Annotated in this window: 6 protein-coding genes (1 of these 6 cut by a window edge); all 6 read left to right on the top strand. The window is 71.8% G+C overall.

Features of this window, described 5'->3' with window-relative positions; all coding sequences use genetic code 11:
- Tightly spaced (each overlapping or abutting the next), the 6 genes in view from DR046_RS15810 to DR046_RS15785 form a layout consistent with a single transcriptional unit that may run on beyond the window.
- On the top strand, positions 1-12,758 hold the 3' portion of the coding sequence (locus tag DR046_RS15810; protein WP_115383359.1) for an LEPR-XLL domain-containing protein. Its footprint begins 17,392 nt before the window's first position; only the last 12,758 of its 30,150 coding nucleotides appear in the window; the start codon falls outside the window, past its left edge; it ends in the stop codon at positions 12,756-12,758.
- On the top strand, positions 12,755-14,596 hold the full coding sequence (locus tag DR046_RS15805) for a GAF domain-containing protein (RefSeq protein WP_135227313.1): 1,842 nt from the start codon (positions 12,755-12,757) through the stop codon (positions 14,594-14,596). Before DR046_RS15810 ends, DR046_RS15805 begins: the two co-directional genes overlap by 4 nt.
- Positions 14,589-16,739: a peptidase M50 gene (locus DR046_RS15800; protein WP_115383357.1), complete on the top strand. Its 2,151-nt coding sequence runs from the start codon at positions 14,589-14,591 to the stop codon at positions 16,737-16,739. Before DR046_RS15805 ends, DR046_RS15800 begins: the two co-directional genes overlap by 8 nt.
- Positions 16,736-18,673 (top strand): preprotein translocase subunit SecA, encoded by a 1,938-nt coding sequence (locus DR046_RS15795; protein ID WP_115383356.1) that lies wholly within the window; start codon positions 16,736-16,738, stop codon positions 18,671-18,673. Before DR046_RS15800 ends, DR046_RS15795 begins: the two co-directional genes overlap by 4 nt.
- Entirely contained in the window at positions 18,670-19,485 is an 816-nt protein-coding gene (locus tag DR046_RS15790; RefSeq protein WP_115383355.1) for an efflux RND transporter periplasmic adaptor subunit, read from the top strand. The genes DR046_RS15795 and DR046_RS15790 overlap by 4 nt, the downstream gene beginning before the upstream one ends.
- On the top strand, positions 19,482-20,222 hold the full coding sequence (locus DR046_RS15785) for a SapC family protein (RefSeq protein ID WP_115383354.1): 741 nt from the start codon (positions 19,482-19,484) through the stop codon (positions 20,220-20,222). Before DR046_RS15790 ends, DR046_RS15785 begins: the two co-directional genes overlap by 4 nt.

The raw sequence follows: 20,222 nt of genomic DNA, 5'->3' as shown, positions 1-20,222 counted from the left end.
ACGCGCGGGTGGCGAACGACGACGGCGTTCCGCTTCTGTTCGACGGCGCGGGCTATGACGCGGCCTATGACGCGGTCTTCGACGACCGCTTCGTGGTGCGCAACACCCATGCGGGCGTCACCCGCATCGACACCCATCATGGCGACGACCGCGTCGAGATCCGCGCCACGACGGGCGCGCTGGAGGTCGACGGGGGCTCGGGCGACGACCGCACCGACACCGGCAGCTGGTCCGATCCGCTGGTCCGCATCTTCGACCTCGTCTTCGACGGAGACCTGACATCCGAGGACGTGGCCCTGGCCGGGCTGACCGGCGGGGCCGCGCTGCGGGTGCAGCGCCGCTCCGACGGGGCGGGCGTGGGCGAGATCCAGCGCCTGACGCTGGACCGGCAGGTCGACGAGAAGGCCAACTTCTCGAACTCTCGCGGGACGCTGTCGCATGTCGTCGATCCGAAGGGGACGCTCGACGTGCTGGTCGACGGCCAGCGCCGGGACGACGGGCGCTACACCGTGGACGGCGCCACGCTGATCCTGCTGGACGAGACCGGCGCCGAGGAGGTCGTGACCGGCTCGGTCAAGGTGATCTACGACGCGGCCACGCCGCAGGCCGCGCTGACCGTCGGCGATCAGACCATCGACCTGCGCAGCGCGACGACGGCGCAGGAGCTTCAGGCCCTGCTGCAGGACGGCGCGGTCTACGGCGCGGGCAACCTCATGGTCCGCGACGTCACCGCGCTGGCGACGCTGGCCGGCGACGTGGATGTCGACGGCGGCACCGGCTCGGTCGTGCTGCGCACGGCGAGCGAGGGCGGCGACCCGGCGCCCGAGTCCGAGATCCAGAGCTTCGCGCTGACCGACCTGCCGCTGAACGCGACGGGCACCACCGAGGTGTCGCTGACGCTGGGCGGGAACACGCGGACGGCCGAGGTCAACCTGCTCGACACCACCGCCACCGAGGCCGCGCTGGAAGCCGCGCTGCTGGGCCTGACGGCGCAGATCACCATCGACACCGTGGTCACCGACGTGACCGTCACGGACGTCGCCGTCGAAGCCTCCGACACCGATCCGGCCCTGTTCGAGGTGACTTTCCGCGAAGTGCAGGAGTCGTCCCCCGCCGATCCGGCCAACCCGGTCAGCTATGGCGGCGTGGACATCCCGCCGCTGACGCTGTCCGTCGTCGAGCCCGAGGCCGGGCTCGCCACCGCAGAGGAGGTCGCAAAGGGCTTCGACCTCGTGCCCACGCAGGAGATCCAGGTCTTCTCCATCGATGGCTCGCTGGGCAGCTTCCGGATCGGGCTCGTCAAGGACGGGACGACCGAATGGTCGGAGGCGATCTCCATCGACGCGCCCGCCACGCAAGCCGACATCGCCGCGGAGCTGCAGGCGGAATTGCGCGCGCTCGCGCCCGTGCTCTATCCCGGGCTCGACGCCGCGGACATCCTGGTCGAGCCGAACACGACCTCCGGCAAGGCCTTCACCGTGCAGTTCGGCGGCACGTGGTTCGGCACCGACGTCGAGCCGCTGGCCTTCGACACGGCCCTGCTCGAGACGATCGACGTGCTCAACCTCTCCGACGCGGCCAGCGCGGCGGGCGGGACAATGACGCTGACCGGCGCGAGCTTCGTGACCGACGTGGCAGCGGGGCAGGTCGCCTACGCCAACCTGACGGAGCTGCATCTGGCGGGCTCCGAAGGGGCCGACGACCTGACGGTGGACGGGACGCACAAGGACCTGACCACGATCGCGCTGCATGGCGGCGACGACCTGCTGCAGGTCGATGCCACCCTCGGCGCGCTGGAAGCCGTGCTGGGCCACGGCGCGGACGAGGCGACGGTGGGCGACGGCCGCCTCGAAGGCATCAACGGACCGATCCTGATCGCGGGGGGCGACCTGGCGCTGTCGGTGGCGCATGTCTCGGCGGGCTCCAACGGCCTGTCGCTGGCGGACCTGACTTCCGGCAAGACGGTCACGCCCTCGGGCGCGGCGGACGCGGTGCAGCGCGTCACCGTCCTCGGCGAGCTGGAGAACGGAACCCTGCCGTCCGGCACCGGCTTCGTGGTGGAGTTCGAGGGAACGTCCACCGCCGCGGTCGAATACGGCGCGACGGCGGACGAGCTGCTGACGGCGCTGGAGGACGTGCTGGTCGGCAAGCTGATCCGCGGTGGCAAGATCGCCGCGGGCGACCTGGCCGTCTCGCGGGCCGAGGTTCGCTCGGAGGCGGGCGAGCTGCAGGGCTATGCCTATGACGTGACCTTCACCGGGGGGCTCGGCGCGCGGGCCGCGCCGCTGCTGGGGCTGCGCGCGGCTGCGACGATCATCGACCGGCTGACGGTCGACGACTCCGCCGAGACGGCGGACAGCGCCGCGACTCTGACCCCGGCGCGGGTCGAGGGGATGGGGCTGCCGGCGACCGGCATCGACTATGCCGGCATCGACCGGCTGACGGTCGAGATGGGGTCGGGTGACGACACCATGGTCGTCGACGGCACCCATGGCGCGACCACCACGCTCGACTTGGGCGCGGGCGCGGACACCGCCGAGATCGAGATCGTCTCGGGCGTGACCGAGGTGAAGGGCGGCGCCGGGACTGACGATATGACCGTCAACCCGCGCCTGGCGGAGCCGAGCCCTGCCAACCAGATCCTCGGCGCGCTGACCTTGTCCGGCGGGACCGAGGACGACGCCTATACCGTCAACCTGGCGGGCGAGGGCTCCTCGCGGATCGACGTGCGCGACAACCTGACCGAGCTCAACACGCTGACGGTCAACGGCACGCCCGGCGACGACACCTTCCTCATGCGCAAGGGGGCCGGCGCGCTCGGGCGCGGGATGGTCGCGCTGCTGGGCGAGAACGGCGACGATTTCGAGCGGGTCGACTACGACGCCTCCATCGGCGGCGGCCTGTCCGTCTCGGCGGGCTGGGGCGACGACGCCTTCGCCGTCGACGACAACGCGGCACGGACGACGCTGTCCGGCGGGGCGGGCAACGACCGCTTCCAGTTCGGCCAGATGTTCGAGAGCGAGCGGGTTGCGGGCGACGGCTTCACCGGGCTCGACCCGCTGGACACGCTGGAGACCACGCTGACCACGCGCGGCTACCTGTCCAACGGCATCAGTGAGGTGCTGACCGCCTATGGCGGCGCGGGGGAGGACGACTTCACCGTCTTCCGCAACCTCGCGGTCCTCTCGCTCAACGGCGGCGACGGCGACGACAGCTTCACGGTGCGCGCCTTTGCGCTGGAGGGCTCGCAGGACGACCTGCGCGAGCGGACTGACATCTCGGGCGACGGTGGCGCCGACCTTGTGCAATACGCGGTCAACGCGCCGGTGGCGATCAACGGGGGCGACGGGCTCGACACGGTCATCGTGATCGGCACCGAGTTCGGGGACGACTTCGTCATCACCGACGAGGGCGTGTTCGGCGGCGGCCTCAACGTCAGCTTCGTCGGCGTCGAGACGCTGGAGGTTGATGGCGGCGAAGGCGATGACCGCTTCTACGTCCAGTCCACCGATCCGGAGCTGTGGACCCGGATCTTGGGCGGTCTGGGCTCGGATTCCGTCTTCGTGTCGGGTGACACGCCGCCGGTCGTGTCCAACGACCTGCTGGGCCATTCCGGCCTGATCTCCCATGGGATCGAGACCGTGGACACGAACTACGCGCAGGCGATCCCCCCTGTGGGGATCTCTGCCAACGTGGCCGACGACGACGAGGCGGCGGTGCGGATCACCCAGACCGACGGGACCACTCAGGTCGACGAATCCCTCGCCGGGCTCGTTGCGGGGCTCGAAAGCTATGCCGTCGTTCTGACCCGGCGGCCGACACGCGACGTGACCATCGCGGTGACCGCCGATCTCGGCACGCCCGAGGACGCGGCGCGCGACCGCGCGACGATCCTCGTCGACGCCGATCCGACGGCGCTGCTGACCGGAACGGCGGGGGCGGGCACGACCCTGACCTTCACGCCGGACGACTGGGAGCGGGCGCAGACCGTCTGGCTGACAGCCGCCGGGGACGGCGGGGCCGAGGGGCTGCACGCCGCGAACGTCACCCATGCGGTGACCGCGGCCGAGACCTATGAGGAGGCCGTCTCGGCCTCCGCCACCGCGGGCGGCACGTCGCTGACCCTGACGCCCTCGGCCGAGCTGACGGCGGCGCTCGACGCGGGCGAGGAGCTGCGCGGCACGGTCGTGACCTTCACTGAGGGCGACGCGGCGGGCGTGAGCCGGCTGATCACCTCGGTCACGCGGGCGGCCGGGACGTTGACGCTGGGCCTCCCCGACGTCTGGGCCGACGGCCTGGCCCCGGGCGCCGGCGACACCGCGGTACTGACCGTGACGGACGCCGTGCGCGGCGTGGTGTCGAGTTCGGTCGACGACACGGTGCGCGACGTGAACGCGAATTTTGCGGTGCAGGGCGACACCGAGGTCGGCGACCAGCTCGTCGGCAAATGGCTGCGCGTCAGCGACGGCACGAGCACTGAGACCCGCGAGATCGTCTCGACCACCGGCGATACGCTGACGGTCGCGGGCGAATGGACCGCCGCGCCCGGGGCGGGCTGGACCTACGGGATCTACGACGCCGAGACGGGCGGCGCACTCTACACGCTGCGGGACGATGACGGGCTGCCCACACGGCTCGACGCCGACGGCAAGCTCGACCCGAACGGCAGCCTCGTAACCTTCGAGGGCACGCTGACCGGGACGGCGACACGCTCATTCGCGGCCGACACGGCGGTGCCCGGGCTGGTGCGCGGCGCCGAGATCACGATCCTCGCCGGGTCGGAGCTGGGCCAGACCCGCATCGTCGACTCGGTCGAGAACGGCAAGATCACCGTCACCCGTCCCTGGGGCGGGGCGCTGGACGCGGGCACGATCTTCGCGATGAAGGGCTTCCACGGGCTGGAACTGCCGGTCGTGGGGGTCGAGATCCTGGACGACGACGTTGCCGGTCTCGCCGTGGTCGAGACCCCGGACGCGGGCAGCGCGCCGGGCACTACGGTGGCCGAGGCGACGCAGGTCGGCGCGACCGACAGTTACGCGGTCAAGCTGACCCGCCAGCCGGACGCGCCGGTGGTCGTCACGTTGAAGACAGATGGACAGACCTCGGTGGCGGCGGGCGCGGCGCAGGGCCAGACGGTCGGGACGGATGCGGCGGGCGACCTGACGCTGACCTTCGATGCCTCCAACTGGAACAAGGCGGTCACGGTCGAGGTCACGGCCGCGACCGACGGCGCGGTCGAAGGAACACAGTTCCAGCTCGTCACGCATGCGCTGAGCTCCTCCGACACAGGCTCGACGCCGGAGGTGACGGACGACTTCGCCATCGCGGAGGCCGACGCCACCGCGACGCTGATGCTGTCGTCGAAGCCGGTCGTCGGCAGCCCGGTCTCGATCCTGGGCGACGGTGCGGGCGACCTGTCGCAGACGGTGCGCCTGGGCGCGGGCGTGGTCGGCGGGACATTCCGCCTTTCGATCGGCGGCGAACGGACGGAGGCGCTGGCCTTTGACGCCTCCGCCGACGCCATCGCCGAGGCGCTCGGCGCCCTCTCGACGGTGGGGCGCCTGCCAGCCCAGGGCGGCATCGCCGGAGCGCCGAAGGTCGCCGTGATGCGCGCAGAAAACGTCATCTCGCTGACCTTCGAGGAGGCGGTCGGCCTGGTCGACGCCGATGGCGCGGCCTTGATCGAGGGCGTCTCGGTCACGGTCGACGGCGTTGCCCTCGATCCGTCGGAGTTCGAGGTCGAGGGCAGCGAGCTGCTGTTCCGCGACGCCTCCGGCGATCCCGCCTACCTGCATGGGGCCATCTCGGTCACCTATGACGAAGCGGTCGCGGGCTTCGACGGCGCGGTCACGCCGCGGGTCGACGTCACTGTCCTCGACGAGGACGCGCCAACGGTCGTCGTCACCGAGACCGGCGGCTCCACCGACGTGATCGAGAGCGCGGTGCCCTATGCCGCGACCGGCTCGATCCAGTCGGTCTCGTCGAATGGCCTGACGGTCACGCTCGACTCGGCGGCCGGGATCGCCGTCGGCATGAGCCTTGCCGTCACGAGCGGCGCGGGCGAGGGGCAGTCGGCCGTGATCACGGACGTGACCGGCAACGTGGTCACGCTCGGCACCGCCATCGGCGGCGCGGCGACGGAGCGTTTCGCGCTGAGCTACGCCGAGGACGTGTTCGAATTGCGCGCCGCGCCGGTGGCGGGCTCCGTGAGCGTGTCCATCGCCGAGGGCGACGGAACGGCCCCGGCCTGGTCGATGGACGGCCAGCTGCTGGTCTTCGAGGCGCCGGTCATCGGGGAGGTCACCGTAACCTACGTCGCGACGCCCGAGGCGGGCAGCGCCTTCGCCGCGCTCGACTTCGCGGGCGCGCCGGTGACCGACGGCTACACGGTCGTTCTCAGCCAGCGCCCGACCGAGGAGGTCGTGGTCACGCTCGACGCGCGCCACAGCCGGACGACCCGGGGCGAGGTCTCGGCCTTCGCCGATCAGGTCCACCTGTCGCAGACGCGGCTGGTCTTCACGCCGGACAACTGGAACGTGGCGCAGACGGTGCGGATCGCGGCCATTGACGACGGGGTCATCGACGGCGGCGACACCAAGCTCTTCCCGGAGCGCCCGCATGTCCTGACCGGCATCCGCGGGCCGCTGCTGGTCGACGGCGCGGGCGGGCAGGGGACGCTGGGTGACCTTCCGGCGCCCGTCATGCTTCCGCAGGAGCGGAACGACCGCGAGGCCGACGGCGCCATCGCCGTGGTGGACGAGACGGCGGAGACGCGCATCACCGTCAGGACCGAGGATCTGCCCGAGCTCGTCGAGCTCGAGGGGCGGACCCTGGAGATCGTCGACCGCGACCAGGCCGGCGGCGCCGAACTGAAGGGCCAGTTCCGCCTGATCCTGGCGGCCGAGCAGGTCGGCGACTTCACCGTGATCACGGTCAACGCCGCCTTCGACGGCATGCCCTCGGAGATCGCGGCCCGCGCCTTCGCCATCACCTCCAAGAGCGTGAACTTTTTCGACGTGGAGCAGGACCAGGTCGACGCAGTCTTCGTGGCCAATGGCGACTCCGTCCGTGACGACGAGGGCGTCCTGACCGCGACGCGGCTCACAGGGCTCGGCATGGGCGGAGACACCGTGATCGGCGGCAAGATGCAGGCCGGGGGGCTGACCTATCTCGGCTTCGAGGAGATGGAGATCCAGCTCGGCCGCGGCGCCGACGCCTTGGACGTCGACTCGACGCATCGCGGCGCTACGGTCATCCGCGGCGGCGCGGGCGGCGACGTGTTCGACGTGCAGTCGGTCGCCGGGACGACGACGATCCTGGGCGAGACGGGCGACGACCGCTTCTGGGTCGGCTCCAACGTGCCGTTGCTGGATGCCACCACCGCGGGCGGGCGCCTCGACGGAATCGGCGCGCTGCTCACGGTCGATGGCGGTGCGGGCGAAGATGCGCTCGACCTCGACGACCGGGGCGAGACGGCCGACGAGGTGGCGCGGATCACGCGCGAGACCGTGACCGGCCTCGGCATGGGCGGCATCAACGAGGAGCAGGTCCTCGTGGTCCGCGCCTCGGGCGGGACGTTCGGGCTGGAGTTCGCGGGGCAGGTATCCGCGATCGAGGCCTTCTCCGGGCCGGACGCGATGGGCTTCGACCTGGGTGCGGTGCCGGCGGGGGGGGTGACGGTGCAGGCCGACGGCGTCACGCTGGAGGCCGACGCCTACGACGTCGTGGTCGAGAACGGCGCCGCGCGGCTCGTCTTCGCGGCGACACGCCCGGAATCCGCCTTCACGGTCAGCTACGAGACCGCCGTGACGGAGCGGACGGGCGCGCTCGCCTACGACCTGTCGGCGGCCGATCTCCAGGCCGCGCTGGAGGCGCTGGCTCCGATCGGGACCGGCAACGTCGTGGTCAACGCGATGACGGCGCATGACGCCAACCAGGGCCCGGCCTTCGTGATCCGCTTCCGCGGCGACCTGACCGGAACGGACCTTGCCCAGCTCGCCGTCGTGGACGCGACGCTGGACGCGCCGATCTTCGGCAACGCAACAGTCGCGGACGCGGCCACCGAGGCGAGCGCCACAGTCTATACCCGCCGCGACGGCACGTCCGAGCGCGGCACCGGCGAGATCCAGATCATCGACGTTTCGGACCCCGGTCCCGATCAGGCCCGGCGCGACCTGTTCACCGCGGTGGGCGGGGACGAGACCTTCGTTCCGGTGCGTAGCCCGGCGGACACGGCCATCGAGGCCTATGTCGACGGCGTCCTGACCTCCGCCACCGTGGCGGGGGGCGCGGTCACGCTGACCGGCCTGGCCGCGGGCGCCGAGGTGGAGCTTCGCTATACCGCCAAGGCCGCTTTCACCCTGGCGCTCGACGGCGAGACGACGCCGCTGATCGACCGCGACATCGACGCGGCCGGGCTGGCCGCCGCGATCGGGACGATCGACGGCGGGCGGCTCGCCTCGGTCGAGGACCTGGGCGATGGGCGCTTCGCGGCGGTCTTCGAGGCGGGCGAGGTCGACGCCATGGCGATCGGCGGCGACGCGACGGTGCTGGTCTCGACCTTCCGCGAGGGCGCCGATGCGCCCGCGCTGGACGATGTGCAGGTCGTGCGCGTGAACGGGACCACGGGCAGCTTCATGCTCGCGCTCGACCTGGGCGCGGGGGTCGTGACCACCGAGGCCATCGCGGTCGGCTCGGGCGCCGCGGGGGTCGAGACGGCCCTGAAGGAAGCGCTGCTGGGCAGCCGCTTCGCCGAGGACATCTCCGTCTCGAAATTCGCGGGCCCGGACGGCGACGTCTACGCGGTCGCCTTCAAGGGCATGCTGCGCGGCGGAAACGGCGGCGCGGGCGTGGGCCATCTGGTCGCCACGGCGAGCGACGCGGCGACCTCGGTCGCCGTCGAGATGCGCATGGACGGGGTCGGCTATTTCGGAGTCGAAGTCCTCGATATCGCGATGGGCGCGGGCGACGACGTGGTCAACGTGCAGGGCACGGTGGCGCGGACGAGCGTCGACACGGGGCCCGGCGGCAGCGACGCGACGGCGGAGCATGTCTTCGTCTCCTCCGCGGCCGATCTCGACGCGCGCTTGCGGCCGAACCAGACCGACGCGGTGCGCCACCTGGCGCCCTCGGCCCTCGATCCGGTCTTCGCCTTTGACTACCTCTCCGGCACGCTGGACGGCGTGACCGGCGCGCTGGACCTGCAGGCGGGCGACGGACGGCACGGGCTCTGGATCAGCGACGCCTCGAACGCGGTCGGCAAGACCGCGACCGTCGGAGCCGCCGCGACGGACGGGATGGAGATTGCGATCACTGGACTCGCGGCGGGCGAAATCCGCTTTGGCGCAGGGGCGGACGGCCACTTCGCCGAGGGCGTGCGCCTGACGACCGGCGCGGGCGACGACGTGCTGTCCATGACCGAGACCTTCCGTCGCGCGGCGCAAAACGGCGCGGGGGAGGACCTGCGCATGACGACGATCGTCGACCTCGGCGACGGGGCGGACGCGGTGACGGCGGCGCTGGCGGGCGACGCGGCGGCCGGCTACGCGGCGCCTTCCATGTTGGTGGTGAACGCGGGGGCGGGCGACGATGACGTCTCTGCCGTCGCCTCCGACCTGCCGGTGATCGTCTTCGGCGAAGCTGGCGACGACACGGTCGAGGGCGGTCTCGACACCGATATCCTGTTCGGCGACGGCGGCCGGATGCAGATGCTGAACGCGTCGGGCGTGGCGTCGCGCTTCGGCGCGGGTGGGCCGGGCGACTTCACCGACGGCGTGATCCGGATGCCGGACCGCGTCTTCGACGTGACCCCCGATTCGGCCGACCCGGACAACGACGCGCTCGACCCGGGCATCGGCGGCGACGACGTCATCCGCGGCGGTCTCGGCGACGACATCGTGATCGGCGGCATCGGGTCTGACCGGCTGGACGGGGCGAACCTGGCCCATGCCGCGCTGGTTCAGGGCCGCGAGGACCGTGACCTGATCCTGGGCGACGCGGGCTTCGTCGCGCGCAAGCCGGGCGACCTGAGCGACGCGCGCTTCCGCACCCTGCTGGGCGACCGGCTTTATGGCGAGACGCCGGGCGTCGACGACGGGCTTTCGCTGACGGACATGTCGGCGCAGTTCGCCGATCCCGACGAGACGCCGGAATGGGCGGGTTACGAGGTGCGCCTCGACGACGGGGCCAGCGGTCTGACCGGCGAAGACTACGTCGCGGGGGGTCTCGGCGCCGACATTATCTTCGGCCAGACCGGGGACGACACGGTCCAGGGCGATGGCGCGATCGACCTGCCTGCGGACGTGGACGCCCGGCGCAGCACCGAGGACGCCAGCTTCGCGCGGCTGGAGATCGTGGCTTCGGTCGAGGACCTCTACGGCGCGGGCACGGACGGGCACGACTATGTCGAGGCCAATGCCGGGGCCGACGTGGTGTTCGGCGGCCTGGGCCAGGACGACGTGATCGGCGGCAGCTCGGACCTGTTCGGCCTGACCGACCCGGCGCAGCGCGCCGACGGGCGCGACCTCCTCTTCGGCGGCGCGGGCACCGACATCGCCCGCGGGCAGGAGGGCGACGACGCGGACCGCAACCGCGACAGCGATGTGCTGGTGGGCGACAATGGCCGCATCCTGCGCATCCTCCGCGCCGACGGCACACGCGAGCAGTTCGCCTACGACATCCTGGGCGCGGAGCGGCTGGTGGTGCGCGTGGTCGATCACCTCGACTATACCGAGGGCGGGCTCGACTGGTCGGCCGAGGCCACGAACGACATCGGCGCGGCCGACGAAATCCACGGCGAGGGTGGCGACGACGCGATCTACGGCCAGGTCGGCGGCGACGTCCTCCTGGGCGACGCGGGCGACGACGACATCATCGGCGGCCGCGGGCACGACTTCATCTCGGGCGGCACCGGGCAGGACGGGGTGATCGGCGATGACGGCCGCATCTACACCTCGCGCAACACGGCAGGGAACGGGTTGACGGAGCCGCTCTTCGGCATCTCCGCCGTCTCGGTCGACGAGACCATCGCCGCCAACGGGCCGTTCCACAACTCGGAGGTCCACGCCGAGGGCGCCCTGAAGAAAAGCGTCAACCTCACCCCGTTCCACCTGGGCGACGCACCGCAGAACGGCGACTGGGTGCTGACCACGGGGACCGTCCTGACCGAGGCCGACGATGTGATCTTCGGTGGTCTCGGCGACGACTTCCTGCATGGCGGCTATGGCGACGACGCGATTTCGGGGGCGGAGGCGCTCGCCGTCTACTACCCCGACGCCGAGGGCCTGCCCTTCGACCTGGGCGCGGCGCGGGCGGCGGACGATCTGTTCCTGTTCAACGCGGGCGACCTGCTCGGCTGGGGGCGCGGCACCGGCGCGGGCGACCGCTCCATCGAGTTCGCGGCCTATGACGAGACCGACCCGCGTTCCGAGGTCTACGTGGCGAAGGTCATGGGCGCGGACGGCGTCCCGGTCTGGCAGTTCGTCAAGCAGGGCGACGCCGCCTGGGCCGAGCGCCAGGCCTTCATCCTCAACTTCGACGCCACGGACGGACCGGCCACCGGAGAGACCGCCGTCGAGGGAGCGGCCTCGACCGACGGCGACGACGTCATCTTCGGCGACCTCGGTCACGACTGGATCTATGGCGGCACCGGGCGCGACCATCTCTGGGGCGGCTACGGCGACGACCTCCTGGGCGCGGATGACGACCTCTCGACCAATGGCGGGGCCAACGACGTGCCCGACGGGCCGTTCGGGCAGGGCGTCGCCTCCTACGAGGATGTGGCCTTCGGCGGCGCCGGGCGCGACGTGCTGATCGGCAACACCGGGGGCGACCGGCTGATCGACTGGTCGGGGGAGTTCAACTCCTACGTGGTCCCGTTCTCGCCCTTCGGCCTGGGGACGGTCAGCCGGGGCATCCAGCCGGCGCTCAAGCAGTATCTCTACGACCTGTCGGCGGCCGACGGCGCCGATCCGACCCGGGCGGCCGACCAGGGGCTCGACGGGTCCCGCAACGGGGAACCGGCGGGCGAGATCGGGCTCGTTCAGCAGAGCGATCCGGATTGGGGCGACCAGCGCGGCAAGCCGCAGGATCCGCAGCCGGGCAACACGCCGGGCGGCCGTCGCGACGTGCTGCGGGGGGCCGCTCCGGTCGACGCCCTGCTGGCCGAGAGCCTGGGCGACGGCGCCGCGGCGCTGCAGGTCGACGCGGCTACGCCGGTCCTGGCCGAGGCGGTGTCGGTCTGGAAATCAGCCGGCGTGCTGAGCAAGAAGCAGGAGAACACACTGCGCCGGATCGACCTGTCGGTCGACGACCTGGGCGGCGGCGCCCTGGCGGTGGCGCAGGGCACGCGGATCACGCTCGACCTGGATGCGGCGGGGCATGGCTGGTTCGTCGACCCGACGCCCGACACGGCGGAGGAATTCGTGCGCGCGCCCGATGGCAGGCTCGTCGCCACCGCGGGCGCGGCGGCCGGGCGCATCGACCTGCTCAGCGTGCTGCTGCACGAGATCGGCCATGTCGTGGGCTTCGATCATGCGGACGCCCTGTCGGTGATGGCGCCGAGCCTCGCGGCGGGTACCCGCACCGTCGAGGCGGAGTTGCTGTTCGACCAGGGGACCGGGTCGCTGACCGAGGTGGTCGCAAACGACGCCGACTACCTCGTGATCGAGGAGACGGAGGAAACCACGCCGTCCCCGGGCCTGATCGACTGGGGCGCCAAGCAAGGCAACGGCAAGGCGAAGGGCAAGGCGGCGCGATGACGATGGGACAGGCCCGGCTCACCGAAGTGGCCGAGGCGGAGGCCGAGTTCCTGGAGACCGAAGTCTGGTCGCGTCTGCATGCCGCGCCCTCGGCCGAAGCCTTCGCCACCGCATGGCTCGACCTCCAGTGCCGGTTGCTCGGCGCCGTGCGCTTGGCGGCCGTGCTGATCGCGCCCGAGCCGGGCACCGCGCTCGCCCCCGTTGCCGTGCGCCCGGCCAATGCCGCCGTCTCCCCGGCGCTGATCGCCGCCGGGGACCGCGCCGCGACGGAGCGGCGGGGCGTCGTGCGCAAGGGCGAGGACGGCGCCTCGGCCTTCGCGCTGCCCGTGCTGATCGACGACGACCTGCGCGGGGTGGTCGCGCTGGAGTTCCTGGCCGGCTCGCGCCCCGAGGCGAAGCGCGTCATGCGCCAGCTGCAATGGGGCATCGGCTGGCTCGAGGTACTCATCCGGCGCCGCCATCCCGGCTCGCGCGAGCAACTGGTCTCGATCATCGAACTGGTCACCAGCGCCTCCGCCCGGCTGAGCTATGTCGACGCCACTCTGTCGCTCGTCAACGAGCTCGCGCGGCTGATGGCGTGTGAGCGCGTCACGCTGGGCCGGCTCAAGCGCCGCCATGTCCGCGTCCGCGCGGTCTCCGGCAACGCGAGCTTCAAGCACCGCTCGCGCGAGATCCGCGCCATCGCCGCCGCGATGGACGAGGCGGTGGAGCAGCGGGAGACGATTCGCCTGCCCGTCCCCGCCGGCGGCACGCCGCTGGCCACCCGCGCCCATGCCGACCTGTCGGAACGGGGCGGGGGCCGGTCTGTGCTGACGGCGCCGCTCCACATGGACGGAGAGGCGGTCGGCGCGATCACGCTGGAGCGCGCCACGCCCTTCCGCGACGCCGATGCCGCTCTGCTGGAGCAGCTCTGCGCGCTGGTCACGCCCTCGCTGGAGGCGCGGCGCCAGAACGATCGCTGGTTCGGGGGGCGCATGGCCGATGCGGTCGGCTCGGGCCTGCGCATGGTGCTGGGCCCGCGCCACGTCGCCGCCAAGCTGATCGCGATCGGCTTGGCCGGGCTGGCCGCCTTCCTCTGGACCGCCACCGGCACCTGGCGCGTGTCGTCTGATGCGCGGCTTGAGGCGAGCCTGCGCCGCGTCGTCACCGCGCCGATGCAGGGCTTCGTCGAGACGGCGCTGGTGCGCCCCGGCGACTTGGTGGCGGCGGGCGAGACCCTGGCCGAGCTCGACGACTCTGAACTGCGACTGGAGCTGGTCCGCGTGCTGGCGGAGAAGTCCCGCTTCGAGCAGCTCTACCGCGAGGCCTTCGCCGCCGAGGACCGGGCCGAGGCCCGGGTGATCCGCGCCCAGATCGATGGGGCCGACGCCCGCCTCGCGCTGATCGAGGAGCAGCTGTCCCGCACCACCATTTCCGCACCTTTAGACGGCGTCATCGTCGCGGGCGACCTGAGCCAGGCGCTCGGTTCGCCGGTCAACCGGGGCGACGTGCTGTTCGAGGTGGCCCCGCTCGACAGCTACCGTGTGGTGGCACAGGTCGACGAGCGAGACATCTCGCGCCTCGCGCCGGGACAGCAGGGCGCGATCGTGCTGGCCTCTTTGCCCGACAGCAGCTTTGACTTCACGGTCGAGACCCTGACCCCCGTCTCGGAGGTCGTGGAGGGGTCCAACCGCTTCCGCGTCGAGGGCCGGCTGACCGAGTCGCTGCCCGAGATGCGGCCGGGCATGGAGGGCGTCGCCAAGATTGCCATCGAGGAACGGCGGTTGGCCTGGATCTGGACGCACCGCTTCCTGCACTGGGCGCGGATGACGGCCTGGCGCTGGTGGCCGCATGGCTGAAAGGCTGTTCAGCGACTACTGGTACCGTGTCGAGCATCTCCGCCCCCGGTTGCGCGGTCATGTCCGGCTGCACCGCCACGACTATCGCGGCGACGTTTGGTACGTCCTGTTCGACCCGCTCAGCGCCCGGTCCCACCGCTTCCCGCAGGCGACAAACTTCCTAGTCTCGCGGCTGGACGGCACCCATACCGTCGGGGAGATCTGGGCCGCCGCCTGCGACCGGCTAGGCGACGACGCGCCCACGCAGGACGCCTTTATCCGCCTGCTTTCACAGCTGCACGCCTCCGACCTGCTGGCCTCGGGCGCGGTCGCCGATACCGACGAGATCGGGCGGCGCCGCACCCGCCACCGCCGCGCCGAGCTCAAGCAGAAGATCTGGAGCCCGCTCTCGCTCAAGATCCCGCTGATCGATCCGGACGATTTCGTGACCCGCACGCTGCCGCTGGTCCGGCCGTTCCTGGGCTGGGTCGGCCTGGTCCTCTGGCTCGCCATATGCCTTGCAGGGCTAACGCTCGCCGCGCTTCAGTGGGAGGCGCTGACCTCCAACCTGACGGACCGCGTGCTGACCGCGTCCAACGTCGCCATCGCGCTTCTGGTCTATCCGGTGGTCAAGGCCATCCACGAGCTGGGCCATGCCTACATGATCAAGAAGTGGGGCGGGGACGTGCACGAGATGGGCGTGATGATGATCGTCTTCATGCCCGTGCCTTACGTCGACGCGTCGGCGGCCGTCACGATGCGCCGCAAGCGCCGCCGGATGATGGTCTCGGCGATGGGGGTCTTCGCCGAGCTGTTCCTTGCCGCGCTCGCGATGATCGTCTGGACCTGGGCCGAGCCGGGGCTGACCCGCGCCGTGGCCTACAACGTGATGCTGATCTGCGGCGTCTCGACCCTGCTCTTCAACGGCAACCCGCTCCTGCGCTTCGACGGCTACTACGTCCTGGCCGACTGGATCGAGATCCCGAACCTCGCCACGCGGGCCAACAAGTACATCGGCTACCTGATCCAGCGCCACGCCTTCGGCATGCCCGAGGCCGAGGACCCGGTCACCGCGCCGGGCGAGCGGGGCTGGTTCGCCTTCTACGCCGTCGCCTCCTTCCTCTACCGCATGGTCATCATGTTCGGGATCGTTCTATTCGTGGCGACCAAGTTCTTCTTCATCGGGGTCCTGCTTGCGCTCTGGGCCGCGTTCACGCAATTGGTGGTGCCCATGGCCAAGCTCGCCCGCTTCGTCGCAACCGATCCGAAGATCGGCCGCCAGCGCCGCCGCGCGCTCTGGATCTCCGGGCTGGGGGTCGCGGCGGCGGCGGCGCTGGCGCTATTCCTGCCACTTCCCTACGCGACGATCGCTGACGGGGTGATCCGCGCCCCCGACGAGGCCATTCTGCGCGCCGAGACCGCCGGTGAGGCGGCGGAGCTGCTGGCCGCGTCCCGCGACAGGGTCACGGTCGGCCAGCCGATCCTGCGCACCGTCGATCCGCTGCTGGAGGCGCGGGCGGGTGTGCTACGCGCGGAGCTTGCGGAATACGAGGCACGACTCGCCAAGGTCCTAGCCGAGGAACCACGCCGCGCCGACGTGATCCGCGAGCAGATTGCCGCCACGCAGGCCGATCTCGACGACGCCGAGGCGAAGTTGGCCGCCCTGACGCTGCTCGCGCCCGCGGATGGCCTGCTGGTGCTGGCACGGGGCGAGGGCGTGATTGGCGAGGTGCTGACGCAGGGGCAGGTCGCGGGCTACGTGCTCGACGCCGACTGGCTCTCGGCGCGGGTGGCCGTGCCCGAGGCGCGGATCGGCCTGGTGCGCGACCGCCGCGCCGGGGTCGAGGTCTGGCCTGCGGGGCCCGCCGACACCGCTCCCGTCCCCGCCGCCTTCGAGCGCGAGGTGCCCGGCGGCACGCGGCAGCTGTCGAGCCCGGCACTCGGCACGCGGGGCGGCGGCGCGATCCCAGTCGATCCGAGCGACCCGGACGGGCAGCGCGCGCTGGCGCAGGTCTTCGAGATCGACGTGGCCTTCGCCAATCCCGACCCGGAGGTGCTGGTCGGCCGCCGCGTCCATGTCCGCTTTGACCACGGCACCGAACCGCTGGCGGGTCAGGTCTGGCACGCGCTGCGCCAGCTCTTCCTCGACCGGTTCGAGCTATGACCGCCGCCGCCTTCGAGGCCCGCCCGGGCCCGGTCACCGGCCGCTACCCCGAGCGCCGGTGGGAGCCGATGCCCGTCCTCGACCTCATCGCGCAGGACGCGGCGGGCGTCCTCCGCCAGCATGTCAGCGCGCGCGCTGCCTCCTATCGCCGCCGCGCACGTCGGATCCTCGCCTTGGCCCCTGTGATGGAACGGCTGTCGGACGAGGCGCTGCAGGCCAGTGCCGCCGAGCTCTCCGCCGCGCTGCATCGCCATGGCTTCCGCCCGGACTTGGTCGGGCGGGCCTTCGCGCTGCTGCGCGAGGTCTCGGCCCGCATGCTGGGCAAGCGGCATTTCCCGGTGCAGCTGATGGGCGGTCTGGCGATGCTCGACGGCCGCATCGCCGAGATGGCCACCGGCGAGGGCAAGTCGCTGACCGCGACACTCGCCGCCGGGACCGCGGCGCTGGCCGGCGTGCCGGTCCACGTCATCACCGTCAACGACTACCTCGTCGCCCGGGATGCCGCCGAGATGGCCCCGCTCTTCGCCTTCCTCGGCCTAACCACGGCCTATGTCGCGCCCGAGATGGATGAGGCGGAGAAACGCGCGGGCTACGCCGCGGATGTCTGCTACGTCTCCAACAAGCAGGTCGTGTTCGACTACCTGCGCGACCGCCTCGCGCGCGAAGGCGGGGCCGGGGAGTCGCGGATGATGCTGCGCGGCTTGTGCTTCGGCATCGTCGACGAGGCCGACAGCGTCCTGATCGACGAGGCCCGCACGCCTCTGGTCATCGCCGAGAAGGCCGGCGGCAACGAGGCGCAGGCCACCGCCTTCCGCGAGGCGCTCGGCTTCGCCCGCGCGCTGGAGGGCGGCCGCGACTACATCCTTCGAGAGGAGGAGCGCTCGGTCGAGTTCACCGACACGGGCCGGCGCAGGATGGAGGGGTTCGGCCATGCGGCGGGCGGCATCTGGCGCGGGCGGCTGCGGCGGGAGGAGCTGGTCGGCAAGGCGCTGACGGCGCTGCTCGTCTTCCATCGTGACTACCATTACATCGTTCGCGACGACAAGGTGCACATCGTCGACGAGTTCACCGGCCGCCTGATGTCCGACCGGTCTTGGGAACAGGGGCTGCACCAGCTCATCGAGACGAAGGAGGGCGTGACCCTTACCGACGGGCAGGTGACGCGGGCGAAGATCAGCTATCAGGCGTTCTTCCGCCGTTACATGCATCTGGGCGGCATGACGGGCACGGCCCGCGACGTGCGCGGAGAGCTCTGGGCCGTCTACCGGCTGGGCGTCGTGCCGATCCCGACCAACCGCCGCTCCCGCCGCCGGACGTCGCGGGACCGGGTCCATCGGACCGAGGCGCTGAAATGGCGCGCCGTGGTGCGCCGCGCCCGAGCCGCCGTGGAGGCGGGGCGCGCGGTGCTGATCGGGACGCGGTCGGTCGCCGCCTCCGACGCGGTCTCCGCGGCGCTGACCGAGGCGGGGCTCGCGCATCACGTGCTCTCGGCCCGGCAGGACGTGGAAGAGGCCACCGTCGTCGCGCAGGCCGGACAGGCGGGGCGCATCACCGTCGCCACGAACATGGCCGGGCGCGGCACGGACATTCATCTCGACGACGCCGTGCGCGCCGCCGGCGGCTTGCACGTCATCATGACCGAACGGCACGAGAGCCGCCGCATCGACCGCCAGCTCGCCGGCCGCGCGGGCCGGCAGGGGGATCCGGGGCGCGTCGAGGTCCATCTCTCGCTGGAGGACGACCTGCTGCGCCGCTACCTCCCCGACGCCGCCGCCGGCCTGCGCGGCCCGCTGGCGCGGCGCCTCATCGGACCCGGCCTGATCCGCACGGCACAGAAGCGGGCGGAGCGGGTCGACGCCCGCGCCCGCCGCGCTGTGTTGCGCAGCGACGAGAAGCTGGCCGACTTCCTGGCCTTTGCGGGACGGGCACCGTGAGGACCCTCGCCGCCCTGATCCTCGCCGCCACGCCTGCCGCCGCGCAGGACTGGCACGAATGCCTGATCGCGCCCTTCGCCACCGTCGACGTCGCCGCGGCCGTCTCGGGCGTGGTCGACGAGGTGCTGGTCTCGCCCGGCGACGTGGTCGAGAAGGGTCAGGTCCTTGCCCGGCTGCGATCCGACGTCGAGCGCGCCAACGCGGACATCGCCGCTGAGCGTGCAGACTACAGCACGGGGATCGAACTGGGGCAGGTGCGGCTCGGGCTTGCCCAGAGCGCGCTGGACCGCCTCGACGAGCTGTCGCGCTCCAACATCGCCTCGCAGGCGGCGCTGGAGGAGGCGCGCGCCGACGCCCGTTCCGCCGAACTGGAACTGGACCGTGCCGACTACGAGCGTCGCCTCGCGCATCTGGAGCAGGCCCGCGCGGAGGCGATCCTGGAACAACGCGTCGTGCGCGCGCCGATCTCGGGCGTCGTGACCGCGCGGCTGCTTTGGCCCGGCGAGGTGGCCGGGGACCAGGCGCAGGTTGTCACGCTGGCACAGCTCGACCCGCTGGAGATCCGCACCTTCGTGCCGAGCGACCTCTGGGGCGCCATCGCGCCCGGCCAGACGGCCACCGTCCGGCCGGATCCTCCAGTCCGCGGCGAGGTCGCGGCGACCGTTGCCTCGGTCGATCAGGTCTTCGACGCCGCCTCGGGCACGATGGGCGTGCGCCTCACCCTCCCCAACCCCGATCGCGGGCTGCCCGCCGGGCTGGCCTGCCGCGTCGCGTTCGACGCCGCGACCACAGACGAAGGAAAGACCGAATGAAGCAAGGCCTCCTCTACGAGCGTCCCCGCCCCGTCGCCAAGTCCTGGCACGCGGACTGGTCGGTCCGCAACGCGGGCGATTTCGGCTTCGCGCGGGAGCTGTCGGCCGCACCGCTGGCCGCCGTCGAGTTCGCAATCGCCGGGCGCGACCATCCCATCGTCTTCGTCGAGGGCGACACCGGCGTCTCGCCCCTGGCGCTGCTCGGCCTGGCCGAGAAGGAGAACCTCGCGGTCGACGCGAACGGGCGCTGGACCGGCGGCTACATCCCCGCCTTCGTGCGCCGCTATCCCTTCGTCCTCGCGAAGGATTCCGAGAAGGACAGCTATACGCTCTGCATCGACGAGGCCTCTCCGGCCTGCAACACCGACGGCGAGGGCCAGCCGCTCTTCGGGTCGGACGGGCAGCCGTCCGACTACCTCAACCGCCAGCTGTCGCTCGCCCGCGAGTGGGAACGGGTGCGCGCCGCGACCCAGGCCTTCTGCGAGCGGCTGGTGGATCTTGACCTGCTGACCAAGCAGCGCGTCTCCGTTACCGACGGAAAGGGGCGCACCTCGTTGGCGGGCGGCTTCTCCGCCGTCGATCGAGAGCGCCTCATGGGCCTGTCTGACGAGGCCCTGGGCGAGCTGACGCGCGCCGGCCAGCTCGAGGCGATCTTCGCGCATCTGGCATCGCTCCACGGACTCGAGGCGCTCGGCCGCAAGCTTGATCGCGCCCGCGATGAAGCGGGGGCGGCGTGA

This window comes from Jannaschia formosa (genome assembly GCF_003340555.1).
GTDB lineage: Bacteria > Pseudomonadota > Alphaproteobacteria > Rhodobacterales > Rhodobacteraceae > Jannaschia > Jannaschia formosa.
This window is presented reverse-complemented; position numbering and strand designations above follow the sequence as displayed.

Coding starts and splice junctions, on each gene's coding strand:
- DR046_RS15785 (WP_115383354.1), top strand. CDS start 19,482: ATGAAGCAAGGCCTCCTCTACGAGCGTCCCCGCCCCGTCGCCAAGTCC.
- DR046_RS15805 (WP_135227313.1), top strand. CDS start 12,755: ATGACGATGGGACAGGCCCGGCTCACCGAAGTGGCCGAGGCGGAGGCC.
- DR046_RS15795 (WP_115383356.1), top strand. CDS start 16,736: ATGACCGCCGCCGCCTTCGAGGCCCGCCCGGGCCCGGTCACCGGCCGC.
- DR046_RS15800 (WP_115383357.1), top strand. CDS start 14,589: ATGGCTGAAAGGCTGTTCAGCGACTACTGGTACCGTGTCGAGCATCTC.